Origin of the sequence: Nocardia sp. JMUB6875 (genome assembly GCF_041154655.1) — a bacterium.
Classification (GTDB): Bacteria; Actinomycetota; Actinomycetes; order Mycobacteriales; family Mycobacteriaceae; genus Nocardia.
The window spans coordinates 1-24,411 of record NZ_BAAFGR010000040.1; the positions used below are offsets into that span (position 1 = coordinate 1).

A 24,411-nucleotide genomic window follows, 5' to 3' on the forward strand; every position below is an offset into this window, starting at 1 on the left:
GTGGGCAGGGCGTCGCCGGGGGTGGAATCGGCGAGGCCGGGCTGCGGGTTGGACTGCGGCGCAGTGGGATTGCCCGGAGTGCGGGTGTCGTTCGGCTTCGGCGCGGCTGACTGCGTCGAGGTGCCGTCCGCGACCTTGGCGGGCTGGTCGCTCGTATTCGAGCAGGCCACGGCCAGGACCAACGGGATGGTGCCTACGACGATCGCCCGCCGAGCCACATTGCTCTTGAATTCACGATTCCGACGAGGCACGTCGAAACACCCACCTTCCGAACATATTTCGTGTCACCGGTCCGGGGACCGGGCATTGCTACCGGTAATTCGCATGGGCCTCCGGCCGAGCTTGCCCGCATCCCGGGCGCGTCTGCGTCGTCGCAGGTCAGCGCCTCGAAGAGGGGGTGCGAAGTTTGCCCGGCCGGAGGAAAACGCTTGGGGGAGCGGTTAGAACGCGCCGCCGATGGCCGCGCCCGCGATGCCGCCGCCGACACCGCCGAGGACCGCCATCGGAATGCCGACCGCAGCCGCACCGAGGGCAGCGCCGCCGACCGCGCCGACAGCGGCACCCACGCCGAGGCCGATGAGCGCGCCGCCGCCGATGACCGGGATGGCCTCGGGCGCGGCGATGGCGGCGCCGATGCCGCCGGAGGCAGCGCCCGCGGCAGCCGCCGTGGCCGCCACGATGCCGACGCCGATCCCGGCGCCGATGGCCGCGCCGACACCGGCGCCGATGATGCCGCCGCCGATGCCGCCGCCCAGCGCGCCGGCCGCGGCGCCCGGGATGCCCAGCAGCGCGGCGCCGCCGACGGCCCCGGCCGCGGTCATGCCCGCGATCTTGTCGGAGCGCGACGGGTCGATGCCGACCGAATTCAGCGCGGTGGACAGGCCCGCCTCGGCATCGGCGGAGAAGCCGTTGACCGGGTTCAGGATCTCGTCCGGCAGCTGATCGGGGGCCGGGGTGTAGAAGTCGCCGACGCGCACGGTGCGCGGCGGGGGAGCGATGGGCGCGACCGGCTCGACCGGTTCGGGCGCGTGCAGCGACTGCCAATCGATGGCGGGCGCGGGCGCGGTGTCGGCCGGAATCGGCCGGTGATTCTCCGGCACCACGTAGTCGACCTGCGGGGACGACTGCGGCGGGGCCGGTTTGACGGTGGTTCCGGGCTGGGCCGGGGACGAGCTGGTGCCCGGCTGCGCGGGGCCGGTCGTCACTCCGGGCTGCGGAACGGCCTGTGCGGCCGCGGCGCAGGCGATGGCCAGGGCCAGCGGCAGCACGCCGACGGCGGGACGGATGGCGTGTCGCAGCACGCCGGTATTCATTTCACGATGCCGACGAGCCACGCCGAAAACACCACCCTCATCAGATTTTCCCGACTTCCCCCCCGTGTGACCCCCGATGGGCTCACACTTCGCCGGATGTTAACTGATTGAGAGCTTGTTGCTCTAGTCCCTGTTCGACGTTCCTATGCCTTGACGGTGAATCTCGAGACATATCGCACACTTTGCAGGTAGAAGGCTTTTTGCCTCTACCCGCAACATCAATTCTCTGATTTGCCGGACGTTGTCCCGCCTCGCATGAGTTCGGCCAGCGCCTCCCGATCGGTGACATCGAGCTTGATGCACGCCCGGTACAGATGCCCTTCCACGGTCCGCACCGACACGGTCAGCCGATCCGCGATCTGCCGGTTGGACAGCCCGGCCGACACCAGATTCGCGATCTCGCGCTCCCGGGCGGTCAGCGGCAGCGGCTGCGCGGACTGCCGCAGCGCCGGGGTCGAGGCCCCGCCGCAGGCGGCGGCCAGCCGGTTCGCGGTGGCCGCCGATTCCAGCAGTCGCCGCCGGTCCCCGCTGCGCTCGTGCGCGGAGGCCGCCTGCGCGGCCGCGTCGGCAGCCGAGAGCAAGGCCCCGATGCTCTCGAATTCCGCTGCGGCGGCGTCCAATCCGGGCCCGTCGTGGGCGGCGACCGCCACCGCGTGCCGGGCCTGCACCTGCACCAGGCGCCCGTCGATGCGGGCCGCCAGATCCGCGAGCCGCCCGGCCACAGTGTGATCGCCGAAGCGGGCGGCGGTGTGCAGCGCCATGGCCTCGATGGCGTGCTGATGGGTGCGCGCGGCAAGATCCGCGGCCCCGAGCGCCAGCCGGACGGCCGGTGTCGCGGTGCCCTCGGCCGCGGCCTGCATGGCGCGCGCCAGTTCGAGTAAGGGTTCGTAGACGGCGCTGTGCCGTCCGCCCCGGAAGGTCGCCGCCGCAATGGCTTCCGCTGCCTCGGTGGGTCGGCCGAGCGCCGAATACGCCTCCGCCAGGCGCAATTGCGCGGGGAACATCCAGGCCGCCGCGCCCTCGGTGGTGAGGGCGGCGAGTGCCTGTTCGAGATTGTCGATGCCCTGCGGGAATTGGCCCTGGGCGACGTCGACGGTGCCCTGCAGGATCTTGGTCATGCCCCAGGCCAGATACTGGCCGGGCGAGGAGTAGCTGAAATTGCTTCCGGCGCAACGCCGTGCGGCCTCCAGCTCGCCGGTGAAGGTGAGCGCCAGCACTTCCGCGTGCGTCAGCGTGAAGCGGTTGAGCGCGTCCACATGCTCCTCCACCTTGTGCCCGCGCTCGGCGTATCGGAGCGCGGCCTCCCCGCGTCCCATCATCGCCAGGGCGAGTCCGCCGCCGAAGGCGGCCCACCACACCGCCCACGGTGGGGCTTCGGAGCTCGCCATCACGGGTTCGGCGAGGGCGAAGGCGTCGTCCATCCGATTCTCGTTGACGGCCACCGCCGAGGCCAGGCCGTCCAGTGTCGCAACGACTTTCGGATGTTCCGCGCGCTGCCGCACGGTCTCGAGAACCTCGTCGGCGCGGTCGGCGTCACCCATGGACCACAGCAGGTTCGACACCCGGGTGCAGCCCCAGCGGGCCAGTTCCGTCTCGTTCAACTGGTCGGGATCGAAGCCCGCCAGTGTGCGTTCGGCTTCTATCCGATGTCCCTGCCACAGCAGTGCCCGGGCCAGCAGGTCCGCGGCCTCGACGCCGCCGCGGCGTTCCACCGCCGCCCGCGCGAACCGTTCTCCCAGTGGCAGATTCGCCAATGAGATGGCGTCCGCCGCGGCGGCCAGGAACAGTTCGAGATCCGCCGATTTATCACTGTCCAAGGCCAATTCGGCCAAGCGGATGCGCTCGGACGCGGAGTTGATGGGCCGGTCCCGGAGCGCCGAGTACAGCCGCCCGCGCAGCCGCCGCGCCGACGCGATCCCCAGCCGCCGCCGGATCACCTCGCCGAACAGCGGGTGGTTGTACCGCACCAGCAGCTGATGACTGTTCTCGACAATCCTTATGAGCCCGCGGGTTTCGGCCGATTCCACCGCCTCCTCACCCGCGATCTCCGACAGCACATCCAGATCGATGGGCTCGCAGAACGTCAGCAGCTCCAGCACCCGCAGCACGGATTCCGGCATCTGCTCGACCCGATCCTCCAGCAGCGCGGCCAATTCCGAGGTGACCGCCGCGCGCCCGCGCAGCTGCCACACCCCGTTGACCTGCCGCAGCGTCCCCGCCTCCAGCGCGCCCTCGACCAGGTGCCGCAGGAAAAGCGCGTTGCCCCCGGAGGATTCCCACATCAGGTTGGCGGTGAAGCCCTCGAGCTGCCCGCCCAGCATCGATTCCACCAATTCCACGCTCTGCCTTTGCGTGAACGGCTTCAGGTCGATGCGCAGCAGGTGCCCGTCCTTCCACAGCGAGGTCACCGCATCGGGCACCTGCACCCCGCTGCGCACGGTGCACACGATGTGGGCGGCGCGATCGATGGCCAGCTGCAGCAGCAGTGTCGCCGACAGTTGATCGAGCAGGTGCGCGTCGTCGACGCCGATGATGGTGTGCCCGTCGGCGAGCAACGCCTCGCGCGCCGCGGCCATGAAGGTCACCGGATCGTGGGCGGTGTACACCCCCACCATGTGCGCGAAGACCCCGAGCGGAATGCTCCGGGCGGATTCGGTCCCCGCTACCCATCGAATGTTTCCGCCGACGGCGGCGGTGGCCAGCCGCGCCAGCGTGGTTTTGCCGACCCCCGCGTCGCCGGTGAGCACCGCCCCGACGAAGTCGTCGCCGGTGAGCGCCGACCTGATCGATTCGAGTTCGCTCTCCCGTTCGACCATCGGCCAATTCCGAGCCATGGCTCAACTGTAGTGCGCCACGGCTCCTGTAGCAGGGTTAACGAAAGGCCCGGAACCTGCGGCTTTTATTCGTTGACCAGCCGCAATCCGGGTTGGCGGGCCTGTCGGCGGTCGACCAGCCAGACCATGACGGTCTGGTCGGCGGCCGGATCCAGGGTCTCGATCTCGACCTCCACCTCGCCGCGGAGCGGGTGCTGAATCCTCAGGACGACGGTTCGGAAATCGGTGAGCCGGTGTTCGCGCCAGCGTTGCTCGAATTCCGGATAGTGGCCCAGCCGGATGATGACGGCCTGCACATTCTGGTCGTCCGGGAATCGGGTGACGGCCGCGCGCAGCGACGACGCGACCATATCGGCGGCCGCGTCCCAGTTCAGGAAGGCCTTCCGGGCGCCGGGATGGGCGAAGACGTAAAGCGCGAAGTTGTTGTGCGTCTCCGCGTCGAACAGGCCGAGGGGTTCGGCGAAATCCCGGAAGGATGGGTTGCCGGCCAGCAGGTTCTGCCAGCGGCCGAGCACGAAGGCGGGGGTCGGTTGCAGGGCGTCGATGACCGCCTGAATGGTTTCGGAGACCTGCTCCCGGGCCTGTCCGGACGACGGGCAGGGCGCCTTCTGCTCCAGGCTCAGCGCCAGCTTGCCGAAGTGGTGCCGCTCGATCTCATTGAGCCGCAACGCATCCGCGAGGGCGGCCAGCACGGCCATGGAGGGGTTGGTGTCGCGTCCCTGTTCGAGTCGGGCAAGATAGTCGGCGCTGACCCCGGCGAGCGCGGCCACTTCCTCGCGGCGCAGTCCGGGCGTGCGGCGGCGCCGCCCGGCGGGCAGGCCGACGTCTTCGGGTTGCAGCTGCGCGCGGCGCGCGATCAGGAACTCGGCGAACTCGGATCTTGACACCTCTCCATAGTGCCTGGTCCTGGTTCCGTTATCCGCGCCCTGCCAGTACCCGGATAACCACGGCCTGGTTAAGCGGACCGCAGTCCACTTAATCTTCTGGCATGACGACTTCCGAGCAGACCCTCGCCCCCGGCGCCTGGACCCTCGACGCCAACCACTCCTCGGTCAGCTTCACCGTGAAGCACCTGGGGATTTCCAAGGTCCGCGGCCGCTTCAACCGCTTCGAGACCGGCTTCGTCGTGAACGACGCCGGCGAGGCGGCCATCGAGGCCACCATCTACTTCGATTCCTTCGACACCGGCAACGAGATGCGCGACGGCCACGTCCGCACCGCCGACATCCTCGATGTCGCCAACCGCCCGCACCTGACCTTCCGCGTTCCCGAGCCGGTCAAGCTGGCCGAGGAGTTCGAGGTCACCGGTGAGGCCACCATCGGCGGCATCACCAAGCCCGTCACCCTCGACGTCGAGTGGGGCGGCGTGCAGGTCTTCCCGCAGGACAACAAGGCGCACGCCGGTTTCACCGCCACCGGCACCATCAAGCGCAGCGACTTCGGCGTTGCCCCGGGCATGCCGAACGCCATGCTCAGCGACAAGATCGCCATCGAGCTCGACATCCAGCTCGTCGCCCCCGACGCCTGATAGCCACCGGGGCGGTCACGCCCTATGCATCGGAAAAGTCAACGCCCCCTGTGGAATCCACAGGGGGCGTTCGGCTGTCCGGGTAAAAGTCAGTCGGCCCAGACCGATTCGATCGGGGTGCCCTCGTTCGGGGGCGGGGTCGGCACGCCCGACGGAGTGCGCGAGAAGCGCGGCGCGGGCGCGTGCTGCACGACGCCGTCGATCTCGATGAGCCCGGTGCGCGCCTGGATGTGCGGATTCTGTTCCGCCTCGGTGAAAGTCAGCACCGGCGTGGTGCAGGCGTCGGTGTGCTCGAACACCGCCCACCACTCGTCACGCGTCTTGGTCTTGAACTTCTCGGTGAACAGCTTGCGCAGCTGATCCTGGCCCGCCGGGTCGAGCTGGTGCGGCAGGCCCTCGGGCGAGATCTCCAGCCCGGCAAGCAGTTCCGCGTAGAACTGCGGCTCGATGCAGCCGACCGCCATGTACTTGCCGTCGGCGGTCTCGTAGGTGTCGTAGAAGGCCATGCCGGTGTCGAGCAGGTTGGTGCCGCGCTCGTCGGACCACAGGCCCATGCCCTTCATGCCCCAGATCATGTGCGAAAGGGCAAGCGCGCCATCGATCATGGCCGAGTCGATGACCTGGCCCTTGCCGGAATTCTGACGTTCCACCAGCGCGGCGAGAATGCCGAAGACCAGGAACATGGAGCCGCCGCCGAAGTCGCCCACCATGTTCAGCGGCGGGACCGGGCGTTCGCCCTTGCGGCCGATGGCGTTCAGCACACCGGTCAGCGAGATGTAGTTGATGTCGTGCCCGGCGCGGTCGGCCAGCGGACCGTACTGGCCCCAGCCGGTCATGCGGCCGTAGACCAGGCGCGGATTGCGTTCCAGCGCGGCGTCCGGGCCCAGGCCCATGCGCTCGGTGACGCCCGGCCGGAAGCCCTCGATGAGCACATCGGCCTTCTCGATCAGCCCGAGCACCTGCTCGATATCGGCCGGATCCTTCAGATTGGCCTCGACGATGGTGCGGCCCCGCCACTGCGGGCGCTCCATGAAGCCCGGGAACCCGCCCGGCCGCTGCACCCGCACCACGTCCGCGCCGAGATCGGCGAGCAGCAGTGCCGCGTGCGGACCGGGGCCGATGCCGGCCAGTTCGACTACTCGGATGCCCGCGAGCGGGCCCTGCTTGGCGGTGGATGGAGTGCTCACGCCCTACCTCGGTTCGTCGTCGAATCCTGCGCACCGGCTCACAGAGCCGGTGTTGACGGTATGACAATAACGCGGATTCAGCGATCGACGATCGGGAGGGGCAGGGTATCCGGGGGAGGAAGTTTCGGCAGTTCCGAGCGCGGTAGCCGCAGGGTGGGGAGCTCGCCGGAGACCATGCGCGCGGTTTCCGGATCCTCCAGGGCGCGTTCCTTGGCGGGCAGTCCGTAGAAGGCGCGGGCATTGTCTTCCAGCACCTTGTGCAGATCGGAGCCGACCGAGTCGGCGATCAGGGAGATGTCGGAATCCCGGAACGGCCGCCCGGCCCGGGTGCCCGGCAGATCGGTGCCGAACATCAGGGCCTCGGGGTTGACGGTGTGGATCTTGCGCAGTGCCGCACCGACATTCATCGATACCCGCCCGAAGCCGGACGCCTTCACCTTGGCGCCCCGGTCGACCAGGTTGAGCAGATACGGCAGGCATTCGTCGGACATGCCCATGTGATCGATGGACAGCTTGGGCAGCTTGGTGATGACCGGCTCCAGCGAGCCCAGCATGGACCCGTCGATGTAGAGCTCCACATGCCAGCCGGCCAGCTCGTAGGCCCGCAGCGCCAGCATGGTGAGCCCGACGATATCCCCGCCCGCGCGCTTGAGATTGAACCGGATGGCCCGCACCCCGGCGCGGTTCAGATCGATGATCTGCGCGTCTGGGGCGTCCACCGGCAGCATGGTGACACCCACCCAGCCCTCGCCCAGCGCGTCGAGCGCCGCCAGCAGGTAGCTCTGATCGGTGCCCTGGAAGGACCCGCTGACCACGGCACCACCGTCGATATCGAAGCGGGACATCCGCTCGCGATAGTCGGCGATGGTGTACGGGTCGGGCAGGTGGCCCTCGTTCTCGACCAGCGGGAACCGCGGATCGAAGATGTGGAGATGGGCATCGAACACGTGATCAGCATGCCTCAGAACGGTGACATGTGCGGACAACCTTGTCCGCCAGGCGGATTCGCGCTGGTCAGCGCACCTTGTCGAAGTTAGAGCACCTTGTCCGGCTCGGAGGCGGCCAGCATGTCCTCGCGCTCGACGACCTTCACCCGCTCGCGGCCCTGCGGCTCGCCCAGCGCGCGCTCGTGCGCGTCGAGGCGGTACCAACCGGCCCACGTGGTGAACGGGATGCCCTTGCCCTCGAGGAACTCGGTCACGGCCTCCGGCTCCGGCTTGGCGGCCGGGACGAAGTCCGCGGCGTCGTCGAGCAGGCAGGCGATGGTCTCGTTGGCGTCGCCCTTGGTGTGGCCGATGAGGCCGACCGGGCCGCGCTTGATCCAGCCGGTGACGTAGGTGGCGGGCTCGTAGCGGTCCTTGCCGTCGGCGTCCTCGTTGACCAGCACGCGACCGGCCTCGTTGGGCACGGTCCCGGCCTGGTCGTCGAAGGGCAGCGACGGGATGTTCTGCGACAGGTAGCCGACCGCGCGGTACACGGCCTGGATGTCCCAGTCCTTGAATTCGCCGGTGCCCTTGCAGTTTCCGGTGCCGTCGAGCTGGGTGCGCTCGGTGCGCAGGCCCACGACCTTGCCGTTCTCGCCGAGGATCTCGGCGGGGTTCTCGAAGAAGTGCAGGAACAGCTTGTGCGGGCGGTCGCCGACATCGCGAATGGCCCACTGCTCCAAGGTGTTGCAGATCATGTCGACCTGCTTGGAGTGCCGGCGCGCGGCCTCGGAGCCCTCGTCGTAGTCGATGTCCTCGGGATCGACGATGACCTCGATGGTCGGCGAGTGGTCGAGCTCGCGCAGCTCCAGGGGCGTGAACTTGGCCTGGGCGGGACCGCGGCGGCCGAACACGTGCACTTCCAGGGCCTTGTTGGCCTTGAGGCCGTCGTAGACGTTCGGCGGGATCTCGGTCGGCAGCAGTTCGTCACCGGTCTTGGCCAGCACGCGTGCCACGTCGAGGGCGACGTTGCCGACGCCGAGCACGGCGACCTTCTCGGCGTCCAGGGGCCAGGTGCGCGGCACGTCGGGGTGTCCGTCGTACCAGGACACGAAGTCCGCGGCGCCGTAGGAGCCGTCCAGGTCGATGCCCGGAACCTCCAGGGCGCGGTCGGCATTGGCGCCGGTGGAGAAGATGACCGCGTCGTAGAACTGGCGCAGGTCCTCGAGGGTGATGTCGACGCCGTAGTCGATATTGCCGAGCAGGCGGACCTGATCCTTGTCGAGGACCTTGTGCAGCGCGGTGATGATGCCCTTGATGCGCGGGTGGTCCGGCGCGACGCCGTAGCGGATGAGGCCGAAGGGCGCGGGCATGCGCTCGTACAGGTCGATGCTCACCCCGGTGAAACCGGCCGGGGTGTCGGACTTCATCAAGGCGTCGGCGGCGTAAATACCGGCCGGTCCTGCGCCCACGATCGCAATGCGTAGCGGGCGGGTCGCTGCACTCTGTTCGGTCATTCTTCCGCGCACCCTTTGGGTCGAAACTAACTTGCCGTCTGAACTTAGCCGTCGTTCTTAGCTTAGGCTAAGTTGACGCCCTGGCCTCGGCGACCTCCATTGGCCCCCGACGCTGCAGCGTTGCTGCGTTGTCCTGCTATTCCCGCCGGGAGGGCGGAAATTCTGCTGATTCTATCGATGGCGCACGGCACCCCCTGCGCGCGGGCGGTGAAACTGCCGGAATGCCAGGCATGATCTACCCATGAGCGACGCCGAGGAGACAGTGGAGCAGCAGACCCCGATCCCGATCGATCAGAACGAAACCCGGAGCATGTGGCCGTTCCTGGTCGCCGCCGGTGTCATCGCGGTGGTGATCCTGGGCATCGTGATCGCCACGCTGGTCTCCCCGGTTGAGAACAATGTCACAGATCGCGATCGGCTCGCGGTCGCGGCGGGTGAGTTCATCAAGTCCCGTAGCGAGACCGGCAAATACGTTCCGGCCGTGGCCTGCAAGGGATTCGACGAGAACAACTCGCCGCTGAAGATCGCGGGCTCGACCGGCTCGAGCATCAACTTCGACAAGCTGGGCGACCCGGTCGTCGACGGCGACAAGGCCACCGCGCCGGTCACCTACAGCGTCGACGGCGCGCAGTCCACCTCGACTTGGCACTTCGTCAAGGAGAATTCGCGCTGGTTGGTCTGCAATTCGTGACAAGGTCCGAAGTCGCGGCCGGGGTTTGACACGGCGGCAGTTTTTTCGGCACTCTCATCCCAGGTCATGAGTACCAGCGCCAAGCCCCGGCTGGCTGGTCGGCAACCCTCCTCCGCGGTGGGGTGCTCCGGGTGACGACCTGGCCACGCATCGAGCACGCGGTGCGGCAAGTGCGGATTCACAGGAGGTACAGGTGAACTACGCGGGTGACATCACGCCGAAGCAGGCGTGGGAGTTGTTGCGCGACAATCCGGATGCGGTGCTGGTGGATGTCCGCACCGACGCGGAATGGCGATTCGTCGGGGTGCCCGACACCAGCGGCATCGGCCGGCCGACCGCGTTGATCGAATGGGTCGACGCCACCGGCACGCCCAATCCCCGCTTCGTGGACCAGTTGAAGCAGGCGCTCGCCGATCGCCCGCAGGATTCGGACGCGCCGGTGCTGTTCATCTGCCGCTCCGGCCAGCGCTCGATCGGGGCGGCCACCGCCGCCACCACCGTCGGCATCACCCCGTCCTTCAATGTGGTGGACGGCTTCGAGGGTGCGCTGGACGCCCAAGGTCATCGCGGCAGCACCGGCTGGCGCGCCGACGGACTTCCGTGGAGGCAGTCATGATCACCGGTGGCTCTTTCGACAAGCCGCTGCCCGAGGGCGTCGGCCCGGCCACGCAGGCCGTGCGCGGCGGCACCCGCCGTTCCGGTTTCGACGAGACCTCCGAGGCGCTGTTCCTCAATTCGGGTTTCGTCTACGAGAGCGCCGAGGCCGCCGAGGCCTCGTTCACCGGCGATATCGAGCACTTCGTCTACTCCCGCTACGGCAACCCGACGGTGGCCATGTTCGAGGAGCGGCTGCGCCTGATCGACGGTGCGGAAGCCTGTTTCGCGACCGCGTCGGGCATGTCGGCGGTGTTCACCGCGCTGGGCGCGCTGCTGTCCGCCGGTGACCGACTGGTCGCGGCGCGCAGCCTGTTCGGCTCCTGCTTCGTGGTGGCCAACGAGATCCTGCCGCGCTGGGGCGTGGAGACCGTCTTCGTCGACGGCGAGGACCTGGACCAGTGGGAGCAGGCGCTGTCCGTGCCCACCCAGGCCGTCTTCTTCGAGACCCCCTCGAACCCCATGCAGACCCTCACCGATGTGCGCGCGGTCTCCGATCTCGCGCACGCGGCGGGCGCGAAGGTGGTGCTGGACAACGTCTTCGCCACCCCGCTGCTGCAGCGCGGCTTCGATCTGGGCGCGGACATCACCGTCTACTCGGGCACCAAGCACATCGACGGCCAGGGCCGTGTGCTCGGCGGCGCGATCCTGGGACCGCACGACTACATCGACGGCCCGGTGAAAAACCTCATGCGCCACACCGGTCCGGCCCTGAGCCCCTTCAATGCCTGGACGCTGCTCAAGGGCCTGGAGACCATGCCGCTGCGCCTGCGCCAGTCGGTCGACTCCGCCCTGAAGATCGCCCAGTTCCTGGAGTCGCATCCGGCGGTGGCCTGGGTCAAGTACCCCTTCCTGTCCTCGCACCCGCAGTACGAGCTGGCCAAGCGCCAGATGTCCGGCGGCGGCACGGTGATCACCTTCGAGTTGAAGGCCACCGAGAACGAGGCCAAGAAGCGCGCTTTCGAGGTGCTCAACCGCCTGCGCATCATCGACATCTCCAACAACCTCGGTGATGCCAAGACGCTGATCACCCACCCGGCCACCACCACGCACCGCGCGATGGGCCCGGAAGGCCGTGCGGCCGTGGGTATTACGGACGGCGTGGTGCGTATCTCGATCGGTCTGGAAGACGTCGAGGATCTGCTCAACGACCTGGATCACGCGCTTAGCTAGGCTAACGGTCATTGACAGTATGCTGTCATTTTTGACAGCATACTGTCATGTTGAAAACCGTTCATATGGCCGTGTACGACACCTTCTCCGATTGGGAGGTGGGTCATGCGACCGCACACATCAACCGTGAACTCTGGCATCGGGAGCCCGGCACCTGGCAGGTGAAGACGGTTGGCATCACTGCCGATCCGGTCACTTCCATGGGCGGCATGCGGGTCCTGCCCGATCTCGTGATCGACGATTTGAAGCCCGCTGACAGCGCCATGCTGATCCTGCCGGGATTGGCCACCGAGTTCGATCCGGAGTCTCCGATCGGCGCCTTCGCGCGCAAGGCCCGGGAGTTCCTGGCCGCCGGGGTGCCGGTCGCCGCCATCTGCGGCGCGACCTTCGGGCTGGCGCGGGAAGGTCTGCTCGACGACCGCCCGCACACCAGCAATGACCCGGGATACCTTGCCTACTCGGGCTATTCGGGCGCCGAGCACTATGTCGCGAAGACCGCGATCACCGACGGTGATCTGATCACGGCCACCGGCACCCGTCCGGTCGACCTCGCCCGCGAGATCTTCGCCAGGCTCGGGATTTTCGAGCCGCACGTGCTGGAGTCCTGGTACAAGCTCTACGGAAACAACGATCCGGCGGGCTTCTACGAGCTGTACGAGTACGAGCAGCAGCAGGCGGCCGCACGATGACCCGGACCGGGCAGCAGCTCTTCGCCTCGGCGGCGGTCACCTCGTTCAAGCTGAACGGCCAATTCCTCGCCATCGCCGAGGAATTGGCCAAGCCCGCGGGGATCACGGTGGCCTGGTGGCAGGTGCTGGGCGCGGTGTTGCACGAGCCGCTGCCGGTGGCGGGCATCGCGCGCGAGATGGGCATCACCCGCCAGAGCGTGCAGCGCGTCGCGGATCTGCTGGTGGACAAGGGATTCGCCGAGTACCGCCCGAATCCGGCGCATCGCCGCGCCAAGCTGGTCGCCATCACCGAGGCCGGTCACGACGCGGTCCGGCGGATCGATCCGCAGCACGCGGCCTTCGCGAAACGCCTTACGGCGCAACTGGGTAAGCAGCGGCTGGCCGAGATCGTGGACGCGCTGACGGACCTGTCGGCCGCCCTCGAAGCGCTCGAGGACGACGCGACCGACGCGGCCTGACCGGATCCCCGAACTACGCCGAGAACGGATCCTTGGTCTTGCCGACCAGCGCCGCGACCGACGGCAGGATGGTGGTCGGGCGGTACGGGAACTGCTCGACCAGGGCGGGGGTGGAGATTCCGGTGGTGACGAGGATGGTGCGCATGCCCGCCTCCAGGCCCGCGATGACGTCGGTGTCCATCCGGTCGCCGATCATGACCGTGGACTGCGAGTGCGCGCCGATGCGGCGCAGCGCCGAGCGCATCATCAGCGGATTGGGCTTGCCCACGTAGTAGGGCTCCTTGCCGGTGGCCCGGGTGATGAGGGCCGCGACCGAGCCGGTCGCCGGGAGGATGCCCTCGCGGGAGGGGCCGGTGGCGTCCGGATTGGTGGCGATGAAGCGCGCACCCGCCGCGACGAGGCGGATGGCGGTGGTGATGGCTTCGAAGGAGTACGTGCGGGTTTCGCCGAGGACCACGTAGTCCGGATCGGAATCGGTGAGGATGTAACCGATTTCGTGCAGGGCGGTGGTGAGGCCGGATTCGCCGACCACGTACGCGGTGCCGCCCGGGCGCTGATCGTTGAGGAAGGTCGCGGTGGCCAGCGCCGAGGTCCAGATGGATTCGACCGGGATGTCGAGGCCGGTGTGCTTGAGCCGGGCCTGCAGATCGCGCGCAGTGTAGATCGAGTTGTTGGTCAGCACCAGGAACGGGATGTCGTTGTCGCGCAGTTCGGCGAGGAACTGGTCGGCCCCGGGCACCAGGTGGTTCTCGTGCACCAGGACGCCGTCCATATCGGTCAGGTAGGAGAGGATCGGATCTGCGCTCGAGTTGGTCACGCGCACATTCTCCGCTATCCCAGGACCGAGCGCTCATATATTCCTGCTCTTGTCGACCACCCGACCAGTCCGATCCTCGGAATACCGTTCCCCGACCCGGGGTTCGACGTCTTGGGTGTGACCCCTGCCGCACCGCCTCCCGCCGCTGACTATGGTGCGAGGTAAGTCCGTTTGCGGCGCCCGGCGCCGCAGACGACCGGCGGGAGGTTGGCCCGCACAACCCAAGCGCAGCAAGGCGACAGGAGTGCCCAGGTGAAGGACCTCAAGCTCGGATACAAGGCGTCCGCGGAACAGTTCGGCCCGCGCGAACTGGTGGAGCTGGCGGTGGAGGTGGAGGCGCACGGCCTCGACTCCGCCACCGTCTCCGACCATTTCCAGCCCTGGCGGCACAATGGCGGCCACGCCCCGTTCTCGCTGGCCTGGATGGCGGCGGTGGGCGAGCGCACCAAGCGCATCCAGCTCGGCACCTCGGTGCTGACCCCGACCTTCCGCTACAACCCGGCGGTCATCGCGCAGGCCTTCGCCACCATGGGCTGCCTGTACCCGGACCGCATCATGCTCGGCGTCGGCTCGGGCGAGGCGCTCAACGAGATCGCCACCGGCTACACCGGCGAATGGCCGGAGTTCAAGGAGCGTTTCGCGCGCCTGCGGGAATCCGTGGATCTCATGCGCGCGCTGTGGACCGGTGAGCGCGTCGACTTCGACGGCCAGTACTACAAGACCGTCGGGGCCTCGATCTACGACGTGCCCAAGGACGGCATCCCGGTCTACATCGCCGCGGGCGGTCCGCTGGTGGCCCGCTACGCCGGTCGCGCCGGTGACGGCTTCATCTGTACCTCGGGCAAGGGCATGGACCTCTACACCGAGAAGCTGATGCCCGCGGTCGCCGAGGGCGCGGCCAAGGTCGGCCGGACCGTCGAGGACATCGACCGGATGATCGAGATCAAGATCTCCTACGACACCGATCCCGTTCTGGCGCTGGAGAACACGCGCTTCTGGGCCCCGCTGTCGCTGACCGCCGAGCAGAAGCACTCCATCACCGACCCGATCGAGATGGAGGCCGCGGCCGACGCGCTGCCGATCGAGCAGATCGCCAAGCGCTGGATCGTGGCCAGCGATCCGGACCAGGCCGTCGAGCAGATCAAGCCGTACCTGGACGCGGGCCTGAACCACCTGGTCTTCCACGCGCCGGGCCACGATCAGCGCCGCTTCCTGGACCTGTTCCAGCGCGATCTGGCCCCGCGCCTGCGCGCCCTCTGACGGGTCGCACGTCACAGTCGAACGGGCGGTTTTCGGGGACGGACACCCCTTGCGGAATCCGGTCCCGGTATGCCGCCCGTTGGCTGAAAACCTGCCCCGGACCGGGACATATGTCATGTGATTGCAGTCTCGCGGCGGTGGCCGCGGGTATGGCTCGGCCGCAAAACCCCCGCTAGAGCGGGGGTTGACTTACTGATGGCAACTGTGCATAACTCGGCGCGAAAGTCGTGTTGCCAAGCGGACGCCGAAATTAGCCCATAACGGTCGGTAGTCTTCTGCTCATGGCTGCCTCACCGGTTTCCAGCGTCTACATCGCCTCCCCCGAGGGCGACACCGGCAAGTCGACGGTGGCACTCGGTGTCCTTCAGGCACTGGCCGCGACGACCCCCCGCGTGGGCGTGTTCCGCCCCATCACCCGGTCCGCGAACGGACGCGACTACATCCTCGAGCTGCTGCTCGAGCACTCCACCGCCGACGTGGACTACGACCAGGCGGTCGGCGTCACCTACGAGCAGGTGCACGAGGACCCCGACGCCGCGATCAGCGAGATCGTCATGCGCTATCACGCCGTCGCCAAGCAGTGCGACGCCGTGCTCATCGTCGGCTCCGACTACACCGACGTCGCCAGCCCCAGCGAGCTGCGCTACAACGCCCGCATCGCGGTCAACCTCGGGGCGCCCGTGCTGCTGGTGGTGCGCGGAATCGGCCGCACCTCCGACGAATTGGGCCAGCTGGTCGAGCTGTGCCGCGGCGAGCTGGTGGCCGAGCACGCCAAGCTGGTCGCCGTGATCGCCAACCGCTGCGAGCCCGATCAGATCGAGGCCGACGCCGAGGTCCTGAAAAAGGTTGCGGCCGTACCGTCCTGGGCGCTGCCGGAGGTGCCGCTGCTGCAGGCCCCGACCATGGAGGAGCTGCGCGACGCCATCGGCGGCGAAATGTACAGCGGCGACCCGGAACTCATGCAGCGCGAGGCCCTGGAGGTCATCGTCGGCGGCATGACCGCCGAGCACATTCTGGAGCGCCTCACCGACGGCGTCGCCGTCATCACCCCCGGCGACCGCTCCGACGTGCTGCTGGCCCTGGTGAACGCCCATGAGGCGGAAGGCTTCCCGTCGCTGGCGGGCATCATCATGAACGGCGGCATGCTGCCCGAGCCGTCCATCGCCAGGCTGATGGCGGGCCTCAAGCCCAAGCTGCCCATCCTCTCGACCGAGCTCGGCACCTTCGAGACCGCCAAGGCCACCGCGCTCACCCGCGGCCGGGTCTCGCTGTCCAGCATCCGCAAGGTGGACACCGCGCTGGCCGTCATGGAGGAGCGGGTCGATCCGCGAGAACTGCTGCGGCAGATCGAGGTTCCGATCCCGGATGTCGTGACCCCGCAGATGTTCGAGTACCAGCTCATCGAGCGCGCCCGCAACGACCGCAAGCGCATCGTGCTGCCCGAGGGCGACGACGACCGCATCCTGCGCGCCGCCGGCCGCGTGCTGCAGCGCAAGATCGCCGATCTCACCATTCTCGGCGAGGAGGCCACCGTGCGCGGCCGCGCCGCCGAGCTGGGCGTGGACATCGATGCCGCCGAGGTGCTCGATCCCAAGACCTGTCCGCTGCGTGACGAGTTCGCCGAGGAGTACGCCCGCCTGCGCGCCCACAAGGGCATGACGGTGGAGCGGGCCCGCGAATTCATGAGCGACATCTCGTATTTCGGCACCATGATGGTGCACATGGGGGTCGCCGACGGCATGGTGTCGGGTGCGGCGCATACCACCGCGCACACCATCCGGCCGTCCTTCGAGATCATCAAGACCACGCCGGGCGTCTCCACGGTGTCCAGCGTCTTCCTCATGTGCCTGGCCGATCGTGTTCTGGTTTACGGCGACTGCGCCGTGGTCCCGGACCCGACCTCGGATCAGCTGGCCGATATCGCGGTCTCCTCCGCGCGCACCGCCGCCCAGTTCGGCATCGATCCGCGCGTGGCCATGCTCTCGTACTCCACCGGTGAATCCGGTTCCGGCGCGGACGTCGACAAGGTCCGCACCGCGACCAAGCTGGTCCACGACCGTTCCCCGGAACTGTTGGTGGAGGGCCCGATTCAGTACGACGCCGCCATCGAACCCGCGGTGGCCAAGACCAAACTGCCGAACTCCGCCGTGGCGGGTCAGGCGACGGTCTTCATCTTCCCGGATCTCAATACGGGTAACAACACCTACAAAGCGGTGCAGCGCAGCGCCGGAGCGGTCGCCATCGGCCCCGTGCTCCAGGGTCTGCGCAAGCCGGTCAACGACCTCTCTCGCGGCGCGCTCGTCGCGGACATCGTCAACACCGTCGCCATCACCGCCATTCAAGCCCAACAGGAGGCGCAATGAAGGTACTGGTGATCAACTCCGGTTCCTCGTCCATCAAATATCAACTGCTGGAACCGGAATCGGCCGAGGTGGTGGCCTCGGGCGTGGTGCAGCGCATCGGTGAGGACGTCGCCGGCGACGTGGTGACCGTCGAGCACAAGTGCGGCGGTGAGACCTTCGAGTACAAGGGTCCACTCGCCGATCACGCGGCGGGTCTGCATGTGGTGTTCGACCTGTTCAGCGCGTCGGGCCAGGATCTGGCGCAGGCCGATCTGGGCGCGGTCGGGCACCGGGTGGTGCACGGCGGCGAGGTCTTCTACCAGCCCACGCTCATCGACGACGATGTGGTGAAGGCGATCATGGATCTGTCTTCACTTGCCCCGCTGCACAATCCGCCGAACGTCATCGGCATCGAATCCGCGCGGGCGCTGCTGCCGGACGTGCCGCAGGTCGCGGTGTTCGACACCGCCTTCTTCCACAATCTGCCCGCCGCCGCCAAGACCTACGCCCTCGACGCGGAAACCGCTGTCGCGCACGGCATCCGCAAGTACGGCTTCCACGGCACCTCGCACGACTACGTGTCGGGCCAGGTCGCGGCGTTCCTCGGCAAGGATCGCGCCGAGCTGAACCAGATCGTGCTGCACCTGGGCAACGGCGCGTCGGCCTCGGCCGTGCGGGCCGGGCAGGCGGTGGACACCACCATGGGCCTGACCCCGCTGGAGGGCCTGGTCATGGGCACCCGCTCCGGTGATCTGGACCCGGGCATCATCTTCCATCTCATCCGCACCGCGGGCATGAGCGTGGACGACGTCGACAACCTGCTCAACCGGCAGTCCGGCATCAAGGGCATCTCCGGGGTCAACGACTTCCGCGAGCTGGGCCAGCTCATCGAAACCGGCCATCCCACCGCGAAATTGGCGTTCGACGTCTACATCCACCGGCTGCGCCGCTACCTCGGCGCGTACCTGATCGACCTGGGCAAGGTGGACGCCATCACCTTCACCGCCGGTGTGGGCGAGAACGACTCCCATGTCCGGGCCGAGGCGCTGGCGGGGCTGGAGAACTACGGCATCCGCATCGACGAGGCGCGCAATGCCGAGCGTTCCCGTGTGGCCCGGCGCATTTCGACCGACGACTCCCCGATCGCGGTGCTGGTCGTGCCGACCAACGAGGAGCTTGCCATCGCCCGCGCCGCCTCCGACCTGGTGGGCTGAGCCACTCTCTTCACGAAATAATCATGATGCCCTTGGCATTGTGATTGATGGACCGAGGTTCCTCCCAGGTCCACCGGAACCCGTGTCGCACCACGCACAACTGCGGTAGGGATCGACCCTTCCCTCGCCGTTCCCGTGATCTCCGGCTGCCCCCGAGATCGCCGCAGGCGGCACGGGCCCTTTCCGGTCTCGAAGCCGGTGTCAGAACCAGGATTTCGCGCGCACGGCATTGGCCAGATCGACCAGGGCGTAGCGATGCGCACGTGCGGGCGCCGAGCGGGCCAGCCCGCGCAGGCCGGTCTCGATGCCGCGGCGCAGATCCCGTTCGGTGAACGGGGAGCCGAAGAGCTTGGCGCCGGCCGACTTCGGCCGCTTCCCGGCCTGCACCCAGCCCAGTGCGATGCCCAGGGTGAGAATCCGCAGCTGTGCCGCGCGGCCCTCACCCGGCGGCAGGTTCTGCACCCGCGCGGCCGCCACCTGCAGCGTCGATTCATCCAGATCCGCCGCGGGAGCACAGGTCAGCAGCATGAGAATGGCCGTCATGCGGGCCTCGGCGTAGTGCCGCGACGCGGGCGGCACCTGATCCAGGGCGTGCACCGCCGCGGTGATGTTCCCCGCCGCCGCGAGCTGGCGCGCCAGCCCGAACGCGGCGCTCACCACGCCCCGGTCGGTGCGCCACACGGTCGCGTAGTAGCTCTCCGCGTACGCCCGCCACTCCTCCGGATCCGGCGAATCCCAATGCTGCAGAATCAGTTCCGCGGTGGCCGCCAGCGCCAGCTTGGGCGCGATCTCGCCGGGCAGCGCCTCGAGCACCGCGTTGAAACGGGCGAACGCGAGCTCGTACTCCAGCTCCAGCAGCTCGGTCAGGCCCAGATACCAGTCGATGCGCCAGTCCCGGCCGGGCGGCTGCGGCTCGTCGCCGAGACGGTTCAGCAGCAGGCGCGCGGCGGCGGGCTCGTCGAGATCCAGGTGTGCACGGGCCTCGGCGAGGGTCACCTCCAGCTCGAAAGTCTCCGGCGCACCGCCGGGTTCGGCGGCGGCGCGCTGCCGCGCGTGGCGTAGCTCGTCGAGGGCGTGGCGGGGTTCGGGGTGCGCCGCGCCGGCCAGCAGCGGTGCGGACGGATCGCCAGGATCGATGATCGGCACCGGCAGTGCCGCCACCACGTCGCCGGGTTGGAGCAGGGTGTCGCGGGCGATGCCGTCGATGATGCCGTCGGTCTGCGCGATCAGTTCGGCGGTGCCGAAACTGGTGCGCGGCGGGCTGAAAAGCGTTGACAGCTGCGGATGTTCGTTGCCGGTCTCCACCGCCAGGATCTCGCGCAGCACCCCGGTGAGCTGGGTGCCCAGCAGTCGCGCCGAGGGGAAGCGCTGGTCCGGATCGGGATGGGTGGCGCGCAGCAGCAGCCGGTACAGGAATTGGTGCCGGGCCAGGATCGGCTCGTCCTTGGGATCCGGGATGCCGTCCACGTACGCGCCCCGCTCCATGGGCAGGTGCAGGGTGAGCACGGCCAGGGTGCGGCCCGCGGTGTAGATGTCCGAGGCCACCGTGGGCCCGGTGTGCGCGATCTCGGGGGCCTGGAATCCCCTGGTGCCGTAGAGGTTTCCGTACGCCTCGAACTGGCTGACCGCGCCCAGGTCGATGAGCTCCACGCGATCGGTGGTGATCATGATGTTGTCGGGCTTGAGGTCGTTGTAGGCCAGCCCCACCGAATGCAGATAGTCCAGTGCCGGAAGGATTTCCAGCAGATACGCGATGGCCACCGTGACCGGCATGCGGTCGGGCGCGTAATGATCGAGCAGATCGCGCAGCGAATGCCCGCCCACGTACTCCATGACGATGTAGCCGATGGGCTCCCCGTCCGGACCGGCGTGCTCCACGAAATTGTGGATCTTCACGATGCTCGGGTGCACCACCTCGGCCAGGAACTGCCGCTCGGCCACCGCGACCGCCTGCGCCTCGGCGTCACCGGCGTGCAAAAGGCCCTTGAGCACCACCCAGCGGTCGCTCACATTCCGGTCGATGGCCAGATAGATCCAGCCCAGTCCGCCGTGCGCGATACAACCCTGGATCTCGTACTGCCCGGCCACCCGATCGCCCGGATGCAGCGACGGCCGGAAATCATAAGGCGCACCGCAGGTTTGACAGGTGCCCGTGGTCGACGACGGCGCGGTCGGCGTGGCCCGCCCCACCGGTTTGCCGCAGCGCCAGCAGAACCGCCGCCCCTCGGCGACCACCGGATCCTCCAGCACGGCCTTCTCCGGATCCACCGGCTCCACCGCGGGAATCGGCACCAGCCCGGCGCCGAGCCGCCGCACGGTCGGCCGCGGCCGCGTCATCCGTGCCGTGCGCTGCGAGGGCCGCGTGGGCGTCCGCGTCTCCCCGTCCGAACCGCCCTGCCCCGCCGCAGCCGCGTCCGAAATGTCCGGTGTGCGTGGCGTCGCCTCGGTCCGCGGGGTCAGCTCGGTGCGCGGCGTCAGCTCGGTCCGTCGCGTGGCCTGCGTCGCCTCGAATTCCGCACTGCCACCGTCGGGTTCGGGTCGCGCGGTGACCTCGGTCCGGGCCGGCCAGTGCGGTCCCATGACCGGCTCGGGCCGCTCGACGGCCCGGGTGCCGTCGTCGTCCGCCGCGTCGGTGTCGCGGGGTTCGGGGTGGTTCGGATCGGACGGTGTGGTCATCGTCAGTCCTGGTACCTCGGGGACGGTGGCACGGCCGCGTCACCCAGCTCGGCGGACAGCCAGCGCCGGTAGAGCCGGTTCCAGGTGCCGTCGGCGCGAATGCGTTCCAGCGTGCCGTTCACGAAGCGGACCAGATCGTCGGAGCCCTTGGAGATGCCGATGCCGTACTGCTCGGTGCTCAGGTTGGGCCCGACCACCTCGGTGGCCGGATCCTGTTCGGCGAGCCCGGCCAGCACGGTGTCGTCGGTGCTGACCGCGTCCACCTGCCGCTGCTGCAGCACCACCAGGCAGTCGGCCCAGCTGGGCACGGTGAGGATGGAGGCGGCGGGCTGCTGGCGGCGGATCAGGTCGAGCGAGGTGGTGCCGCTGGCCACGCACACCCGCCGTCCGGCCAGATCGGTGAGCCCGGCGATCCCGGAGTCGCGCACGGTCAGCACCCGCTGATGCGCCTGCAGATAGGAGGTGGAGAAGGTAACCGTCTGCCGCCGTTGGCAATTGATGGTCATGGTCTTCACCACGACGTCCACGGTGTGCTCCACCAGGGCCTTCTCGCGGTCGGCCGAGCTCAGGATCCGGTACTCGATCGCGCCCGGATCGCCCAGCAGATCGCGGGCCAGCTCCTTGGCGATATCCACGTCGAAACCCGCCAGCGTGCCGCTGGTCGGATCCCGGAAGCTGAACAGATTGCTGCCCGGATCCAACCCGACCAACAGTCGCCCGCGCGCCCGGATGGCATCGATATCGGGCCCGTTCCTGGTTCCGTTCGGCCGCAGGCTCGCGGTGGCGTCCCCGCAGTCCGGCGGCGGGGGCGGCGGGGTCGCCTGGGTCTGCGCCGCAACGGCTCCCGAGGGCAGCGGCGGTTCGATATAGCTCGGCACCCGGGTCGAGGGAGCGGGCGGCGGGGCGTCGTCGCCGCAGGCGGCCGTGAACAGGACCGCCGCGGATAGGCCCGCCACGGTGAGGGATCGGATCGGTCTTCGGGTCATCGGTACTCCCGCAGCCGCGGCCAGAGTCCGGCGGCGACCAGCACGGCCGCCGCGGTGCTCAGCACCAGGGCGCCCGGCCCCAGCAGATCGAGGGTGCGCGCGGCGTGCGAGGTGTCGGCGCGCAGCATGTTCCGGGTGTCGCCGATACCGTCGCCGAGGGCGCGGTCCAGCGCGTCGGTCTGGGCGGTGGCCTCGTTCGCGCCGGGCCCGGTGGCCACCGCGGCCGCGCCGATGAAATCGCCCTTGGACAGCGCGTCGTTCATGCGCTGATGCGCGGCCCGCCAGCGGTCCAGGGCGGCCGCGGCGGTCTTCACGTCGTTCGCGCCGGGCTTGTCGGATCCATAGCCGGACAGGATCTTCCGCAATTTCCCGATGGCCTGGTCGTAGGTGCGGTCGTAGTCGGCGCTGGTGTCGCGGCGCACCAGCTTGAGGGTCTCGGCGGTGCGGGCCTGCTGGGCCAGGATGCGGCTCTCGGTGAGCGCGGCGGTCGGAATGCTGCCGTCGTCGCGGGCGTGGGTGGTGTCCACCGCGGAGATGAAGCCCGCCACCACCGTCCAGGCCAGCAGCACCACCATGGTCCCGGTGGCCAGCAGCAGGCCCAGATTGAGCACCCGGTGCCAGCGCCGGAACAGGAACAGCTGCGCCGCGATCAGGGCGGCCACCGCGATCAGCGGCAGCAGGATGGCGGGCCACGGCGGCCGCACGTGATTGCGCTGGGTGGCGGTGATGGCCGCGGACCGATGCTCCTGCAGTTCCTGCGCCATCGGCAGCAGCGTCTTCTGCATGAGGTTGGAGCCCTCGCTCAGATAGGCCGCGCCCACCGGCTGCCCGCCGCGATTGTTGGCCCGCGCGGTCTCCACGATGCCCGCGTACACCGGCAGTCCGGTGGCGATGCCGCTGCGCAGATGCGTATCCGCGTCCCCGTCACTGCGATTGGACTGGGTCACCAGTTCGGCGGCCGCCTCGCCGACCGCCTGGTTGTAGCGGTCGCGCACCGGCTTGGGTTCCAGCCCACCGGAAATGAAGGCGGTCCCGGCCGAGGCGTCGGCCACCGACAGCGAGGTGTAGAGCCGCTGCGCCGAGTACGCGTCCGGCTCGGACTCGGTGAGCAGCACGTCGAGGGCGTGTTGCCGGTTGGTCACCGCGGTGGCGGTGACGATGCCCGCGGCCACGCACAGGCTCAGCAGGACCAGGCCGACGGCGATCAGCTTGGCGGGCGAGGAGCGCGCGAAGGAGCGCAGTTCCGTGGTAGCCAGGCGTTCCCGCCAGGCCGCGGCGGCTGCGCTCGGGGACGGCTCCGCCACCAACGCTTCCTCGGTACGAGCCATCCTCACCTCCCACTGACCGAAAACGAACGACCAACTTGCTGCGTCCGGATGAGCTTATTGTGGACGTACCTCCGTCGTGACGCGGGAATCCCCGCGGCGGTTCTCGGCGGGGTCGGATGATGGGATTGCGAAGATGCGTGGTGACGGTGACGGTTGGGCGGAAAGCCCGGATGGCTCCCGTCAATGGGGTCGCTTCGGGGCTGCCGGATTGTTGCTGCGCGCCCCGCTGATCGGCGGCGGCTCGGCCGTCCTGCTGCATCACCGGGCCGCCTGGACCCATCAGGGCGGCACCTGGGCACTGCCCGGCGGCGCCCGCGATTCCCACGAGACCACCGTGCACGCCGCGGTCCGCGAGGCCGAGGAGGAGGCGGGCATCGCACCCGGCTCGATTCGCGTGCGCGGCTCCCGGGTGACGGCGACCGCACCCAGCGGCTGGACCTACACCACGGTCATCGCCGATGCCGCGGACCGGCTCGAGACCCGCGGCAATATGGAGAGCCAGGATCTGGTGTGGGTGCCCGAGGACGAGGTCGAGGACCGGCCGCTGCATCCCGGCTTCGCCGCCGCCTGGCCGTCCCTGCGCGCCACCCCCGCCCGGGTCAGCCTGGCCGGAATCCCGGCTCGCCGCGCGATGGCGGCCGCGTTGCCGCGCACCCTGGATCTGGCTGAGCGCGGTTTCGTCTGGCTGCACTCCAATGGCGACGGCAACGGCCGCACGGCCCGCATCTGCCCGGGGGCGGCGACCGAATCCGGCCCGAAACAGACCGAATTGGCCGGAAATGTGTTGTTCCTCACTCCCGGCCAGGTGTTGTCTTGAGGGC

At 68.8% G+C, this 24,411-nt stretch carries 21 protein-coding genes and 1 riboswitch; of the genes, 10 read left to right on the forward strand and 11 right to left on the reverse strand.

All coding sequences use genetic code 11. The annotated features are described in order from the left end of the window. The 4 genes from ACAM49_RS12775 to ACAM49_RS12790 all read right to left on the reverse strand — a co-directional run. Nucleotides 1–251, reverse strand: a 251-nt coding sequence (locus tag ACAM49_RS12775) for a hypothetical protein (RefSeq protein WP_369635686.1), incomplete at its 3' end; no start/stop codon positions are given. Between the two features lie 189 nt (nucleotides 252–440). Further along, entirely contained in the window at nucleotides 441–1,313 is an 873-nt protein-coding gene (locus tag ACAM49_RS12780) for a hypothetical protein (RefSeq protein ID WP_369635687.1), read from the reverse strand. Between the two features lie 218 nt (nucleotides 1,314–1,531). Then, nucleotides 1,532–4,147, reverse strand: coding sequence for a LuxR C-terminal-related transcriptional regulator (locus tag ACAM49_RS12785; protein WP_369635688.1), 2,616 nt, complete (start codon nucleotides 4,145–4,147; stop codon nucleotides 1,532–1,534). A 65-nt stretch (nucleotides 4,148–4,212) separates the two neighbouring features. Beyond that, the gene (locus ACAM49_RS12790) at nucleotides 4,213–5,034 is read right to left on the reverse strand and encodes a helix-turn-helix domain-containing protein (RefSeq protein WP_369635689.1); all 822 of its coding nucleotides are present in this window, start codon (nucleotides 5,032–5,034) and stop codon (nucleotides 4,213–4,215) included. Nucleotides 5,035–5,135: 101 nt separating this feature from the next. Between ACAM49_RS12790 and ACAM49_RS12795 the strand changes: the two genes are divergently transcribed. Continuing rightward, nucleotides 5,136–5,675, forward strand: coding sequence for a YceI family protein (locus ACAM49_RS12795; protein ID WP_369635690.1), 540 nt, complete (start codon nucleotides 5,136–5,138; stop codon nucleotides 5,673–5,675). Nucleotides 5,676–5,764: 89 nt separating this feature from the next. On the opposite strand, the gene ACAM49_RS12800 is transcribed toward ACAM49_RS12795, so the two are convergent. The 3 genes from ACAM49_RS12800 to ACAM49_RS12810 form a co-directional block, all read right to left on the reverse strand. Further along, nucleotides 5,765–6,862 carry a CaiB/BaiF CoA transferase family protein gene (locus tag ACAM49_RS12800; protein ID WP_369635691.1) on the reverse strand — a complete coding sequence of 366 codons (1,098 nt, stop codon included), beginning with the start codon at nucleotides 6,860–6,862 and terminating at the stop codon, nucleotides 5,765–5,767. A 77-nt stretch (nucleotides 6,863–6,939) separates the two neighbouring features. Next, the gene (locus ACAM49_RS12805) at nucleotides 6,940–7,809 is read right to left on the reverse strand and encodes an amidohydrolase (protein WP_369635692.1); all 870 of its coding nucleotides are present in this window, start codon (nucleotides 7,807–7,809) and stop codon (nucleotides 6,940–6,942) included. Between the two features lie 86 nt (nucleotides 7,810–7,895). After that, on the reverse strand, nucleotides 7,896–9,302 hold the full coding sequence (locus ACAM49_RS12810) for an FAD-dependent oxidoreductase (protein ID WP_369635693.1): 1,407 nt from the start codon (nucleotides 9,300–9,302) through the stop codon (nucleotides 7,896–7,898). Between the two features lie 241 nt (nucleotides 9,303–9,543). Between ACAM49_RS12810 and ACAM49_RS12815 the strand changes: the two genes are divergently transcribed. From ACAM49_RS12815 to ACAM49_RS12835, 5 genes are all read left to right on the forward strand, one after another. Beyond that, a complete protein-coding gene (locus ACAM49_RS12815) occupies nucleotides 9,544–9,993 on the forward strand; it encodes a hypothetical protein (protein ID WP_369635694.1) in 450 nt (149 codons plus the stop codon). A gap of 62 nt (nucleotides 9,994–10,055) precedes the next feature. Next, nucleotides 10,056–10,172: riboswitch (SAM riboswitch) on the forward strand. 14 nt (nucleotides 10,173–10,186) lie between these two features. Beyond that, the gene (locus ACAM49_RS12820) at nucleotides 10,187–10,609 is read left to right on the forward strand and encodes a rhodanese-like domain-containing protein (RefSeq protein ID WP_369635695.1); all 423 of its coding nucleotides are present in this window, start codon (nucleotides 10,187–10,189) and stop codon (nucleotides 10,607–10,609) included. Next, nucleotides 10,606–11,820: an O-succinylhomoserine sulfhydrylase gene (locus ACAM49_RS12825; RefSeq protein ID WP_369635696.1), complete on the forward strand. Its 1,215-nt coding sequence runs from the start codon at nucleotides 10,606–10,608 to the stop codon at nucleotides 11,818–11,820. The genes ACAM49_RS12820 and ACAM49_RS12825 overlap by 4 nt, the downstream gene beginning before the upstream one ends. 47 nt (nucleotides 11,821–11,867) lie before the next feature. Beyond that, complete coding sequence (locus tag ACAM49_RS12830) at nucleotides 11,868–12,509, forward strand: type 1 glutamine amidotransferase family protein (RefSeq protein WP_369635697.1); 642 nt, start codon at nucleotides 11,868–11,870, stop codon at nucleotides 12,507–12,509. Then, nucleotides 12,506–12,967 carry a MarR family winged helix-turn-helix transcriptional regulator gene (locus ACAM49_RS12835; RefSeq protein ID WP_369635698.1) on the forward strand — a complete coding sequence of 154 codons (462 nt, stop codon included), beginning with the start codon at nucleotides 12,506–12,508 and terminating at the stop codon, nucleotides 12,965–12,967. Before ACAM49_RS12830 ends, ACAM49_RS12835 begins: the two co-directional genes overlap by 4 nt. A gap of 13 nt (nucleotides 12,968–12,980) precedes the next feature. On the opposite strand, the gene ACAM49_RS12840 is transcribed toward ACAM49_RS12835, so the two are convergent. Next, nucleotides 12,981–13,739, reverse strand: a complete 759-nt coding sequence (locus ACAM49_RS12840; RefSeq protein WP_369635730.1) for an HAD-IIA family hydrolase — start codon at nucleotides 13,737–13,739, stop codon at nucleotides 12,981–12,983. Nucleotides 13,740–14,036: 297 nt separating this feature from the next. Between ACAM49_RS12840 and fgd the strand changes: the two genes are divergently transcribed. The 3 genes from fgd to ACAM49_RS12855 all read left to right on the forward strand — a co-directional run bounded on the left by fgd (nucleotide 14,037) and on the right by ACAM49_RS12855 (nucleotide 18,600). Next, nucleotides 14,037–15,044, forward strand: a complete 1,008-nt coding sequence (gene fgd / locus ACAM49_RS12845) for a glucose-6-phosphate dehydrogenase (coenzyme-F420) (protein WP_369635699.1) — start codon at nucleotides 14,037–14,039, stop codon at nucleotides 15,042–15,044. 281 nt (nucleotides 15,045–15,325) lie between these two features. Continuing rightward, on the forward strand, nucleotides 15,326–17,407 hold the full coding sequence (pta, locus tag ACAM49_RS12850) for a phosphate acetyltransferase (RefSeq protein WP_369635700.1): 2,082 nt from the start codon (nucleotides 15,326–15,328) through the stop codon (nucleotides 17,405–17,407). Continuing rightward, a complete protein-coding gene (locus ACAM49_RS12855) occupies nucleotides 17,404–18,600 on the forward strand; it encodes an acetate kinase (RefSeq protein ID WP_369635701.1) in 1,197 nt (398 codons plus the stop codon). Before pta ends, ACAM49_RS12855 begins: the two co-directional genes overlap by 4 nt. A gap of 201 nt (nucleotides 18,601–18,801) precedes the next feature. Here the strand turns inward: ACAM49_RS12855 and ACAM49_RS12860 are convergent, their stop codons facing one another. The 3 genes from ACAM49_RS12860 to ACAM49_RS12870 are packed head-to-tail and all read right to left on the reverse strand — an operon-like array spanning nucleotide 18,802 to nucleotide 23,590. Next, nucleotides 18,802–21,276, reverse strand: a complete 2,475-nt coding sequence (locus ACAM49_RS12860; protein ID WP_369635702.1) for a serine/threonine-protein kinase PknG — start codon at nucleotides 21,274–21,276, stop codon at nucleotides 18,802–18,804. Nucleotides 21,277–21,278: 2 nt separating this feature from the next. After that, on the reverse strand, nucleotides 21,279–22,262 hold the full coding sequence (locus tag ACAM49_RS12865) for a glutamate ABC transporter substrate-binding protein (RefSeq protein ID WP_369635703.1): 984 nt from the start codon (nucleotides 22,260–22,262) through the stop codon (nucleotides 21,279–21,281). Beyond that, nucleotides 22,259–23,590, reverse strand: a complete 1,332-nt coding sequence (locus tag ACAM49_RS12870) for a hypothetical protein (RefSeq protein ID WP_369635704.1) — start codon at nucleotides 23,588–23,590, stop codon at nucleotides 22,259–22,261. The genes ACAM49_RS12865 and ACAM49_RS12870 overlap by 4 nt, the downstream gene beginning before the upstream one ends. A gap of 133 nt (nucleotides 23,591–23,723) precedes the next feature. On the opposite strand from ACAM49_RS12870, the gene ACAM49_RS12875 reads away from it, so the two are divergent. Further along, the gene (locus ACAM49_RS12875; protein ID WP_369635705.1) at nucleotides 23,724–24,407 is read left to right on the forward strand and encodes an NUDIX domain-containing protein; all 684 of its coding nucleotides are present in this window, start codon (nucleotides 23,724–23,726) and stop codon (nucleotides 24,405–24,407) included. Nucleotides 24,408–24,411 lie beyond the last annotated feature (4 nt).

Bases quoted from the DNA above. Each gene is read 5' to 3' on its own strand.
- ACAM49_RS12780 (WP_369635687.1), bottom strand. From the start codon at position 1,313: ATGAATACCGGCGTGCTGCGACACGCCATCCGTCCCGCCGTCGGCGTG.
- ACAM49_RS12785 (WP_369635688.1), bottom strand. From the start codon at position 4,147: ATGGCTCGGAATTGGCCGATGGTCGAACGGGAGAGCGAACTCGAATCG.
- ACAM49_RS12795 (WP_369635690.1), top strand. From the start codon at position 5,136: ATGACGACTTCCGAGCAGACCCTCGCCCCCGGCGCCTGGACCCTCGAC.
- ACAM49_RS12810 (WP_369635693.1), bottom strand. From the start codon at position 9,302: ATGACCGAACAGAGTGCAGCGACCCGCCCGCTACGCATTGCGATCGTG.
- ACAM49_RS12815 (WP_369635694.1), top strand. From the start codon at position 9,544: ATGAGCGACGCCGAGGAGACAGTGGAGCAGCAGACCCCGATCCCGATC.
- ACAM49_RS12825 (WP_369635696.1), top strand. From the start codon at position 10,606: ATGATCACCGGTGGCTCTTTCGACAAGCCGCTGCCCGAGGGCGTCGGC.
- ACAM49_RS12830 (WP_369635697.1), top strand. From the start codon at position 11,868: ATGTTGAAAACCGTTCATATGGCCGTGTACGACACCTTCTCCGATTGG.
- ACAM49_RS12835 (WP_369635698.1), top strand. From the start codon at position 12,506: ATGACCCGGACCGGGCAGCAGCTCTTCGCCTCGGCGGCGGTCACCTCG.
- ACAM49_RS12840 (WP_369635730.1), bottom strand. From the start codon at position 13,739: ATGGACGGCGTCCTGGTGCACGAGAACCACCTGGTGCCCGGGGCCGAC.
- pta (WP_369635700.1), top strand. From the start codon at position 15,326: ATGGCTGCCTCACCGGTTTCCAGCGTCTACATCGCCTCCCCCGAGGGC.
- ACAM49_RS12855 (WP_369635701.1), top strand. From the start codon at position 17,404: ATGAAGGTACTGGTGATCAACTCCGGTTCCTCGTCCATCAAATATCAA.
- ACAM49_RS12860 (WP_369635702.1), bottom strand. From the start codon at position 21,276: ATGACCACACCGTCCGATCCGAACCACCCCGAACCCCGCGACACCGAC.
- ACAM49_RS12865 (WP_369635703.1), bottom strand. From the start codon at position 22,262: ATGACCCGAAGACCGATCCGATCCCTCACCGTGGCGGGCCTATCCGCG.
- ACAM49_RS12870 (WP_369635704.1), bottom strand. From the start codon at position 23,590: ATGGCTCGTACCGAGGAAGCGTTGGTGGCGGAGCCGTCCCCGAGCGCA.
- ACAM49_RS12875 (WP_369635705.1), top strand. From the start codon at position 23,724: ATGCGTGGTGACGGTGACGGTTGGGCGGAAAGCCCGGATGGCTCCCGT.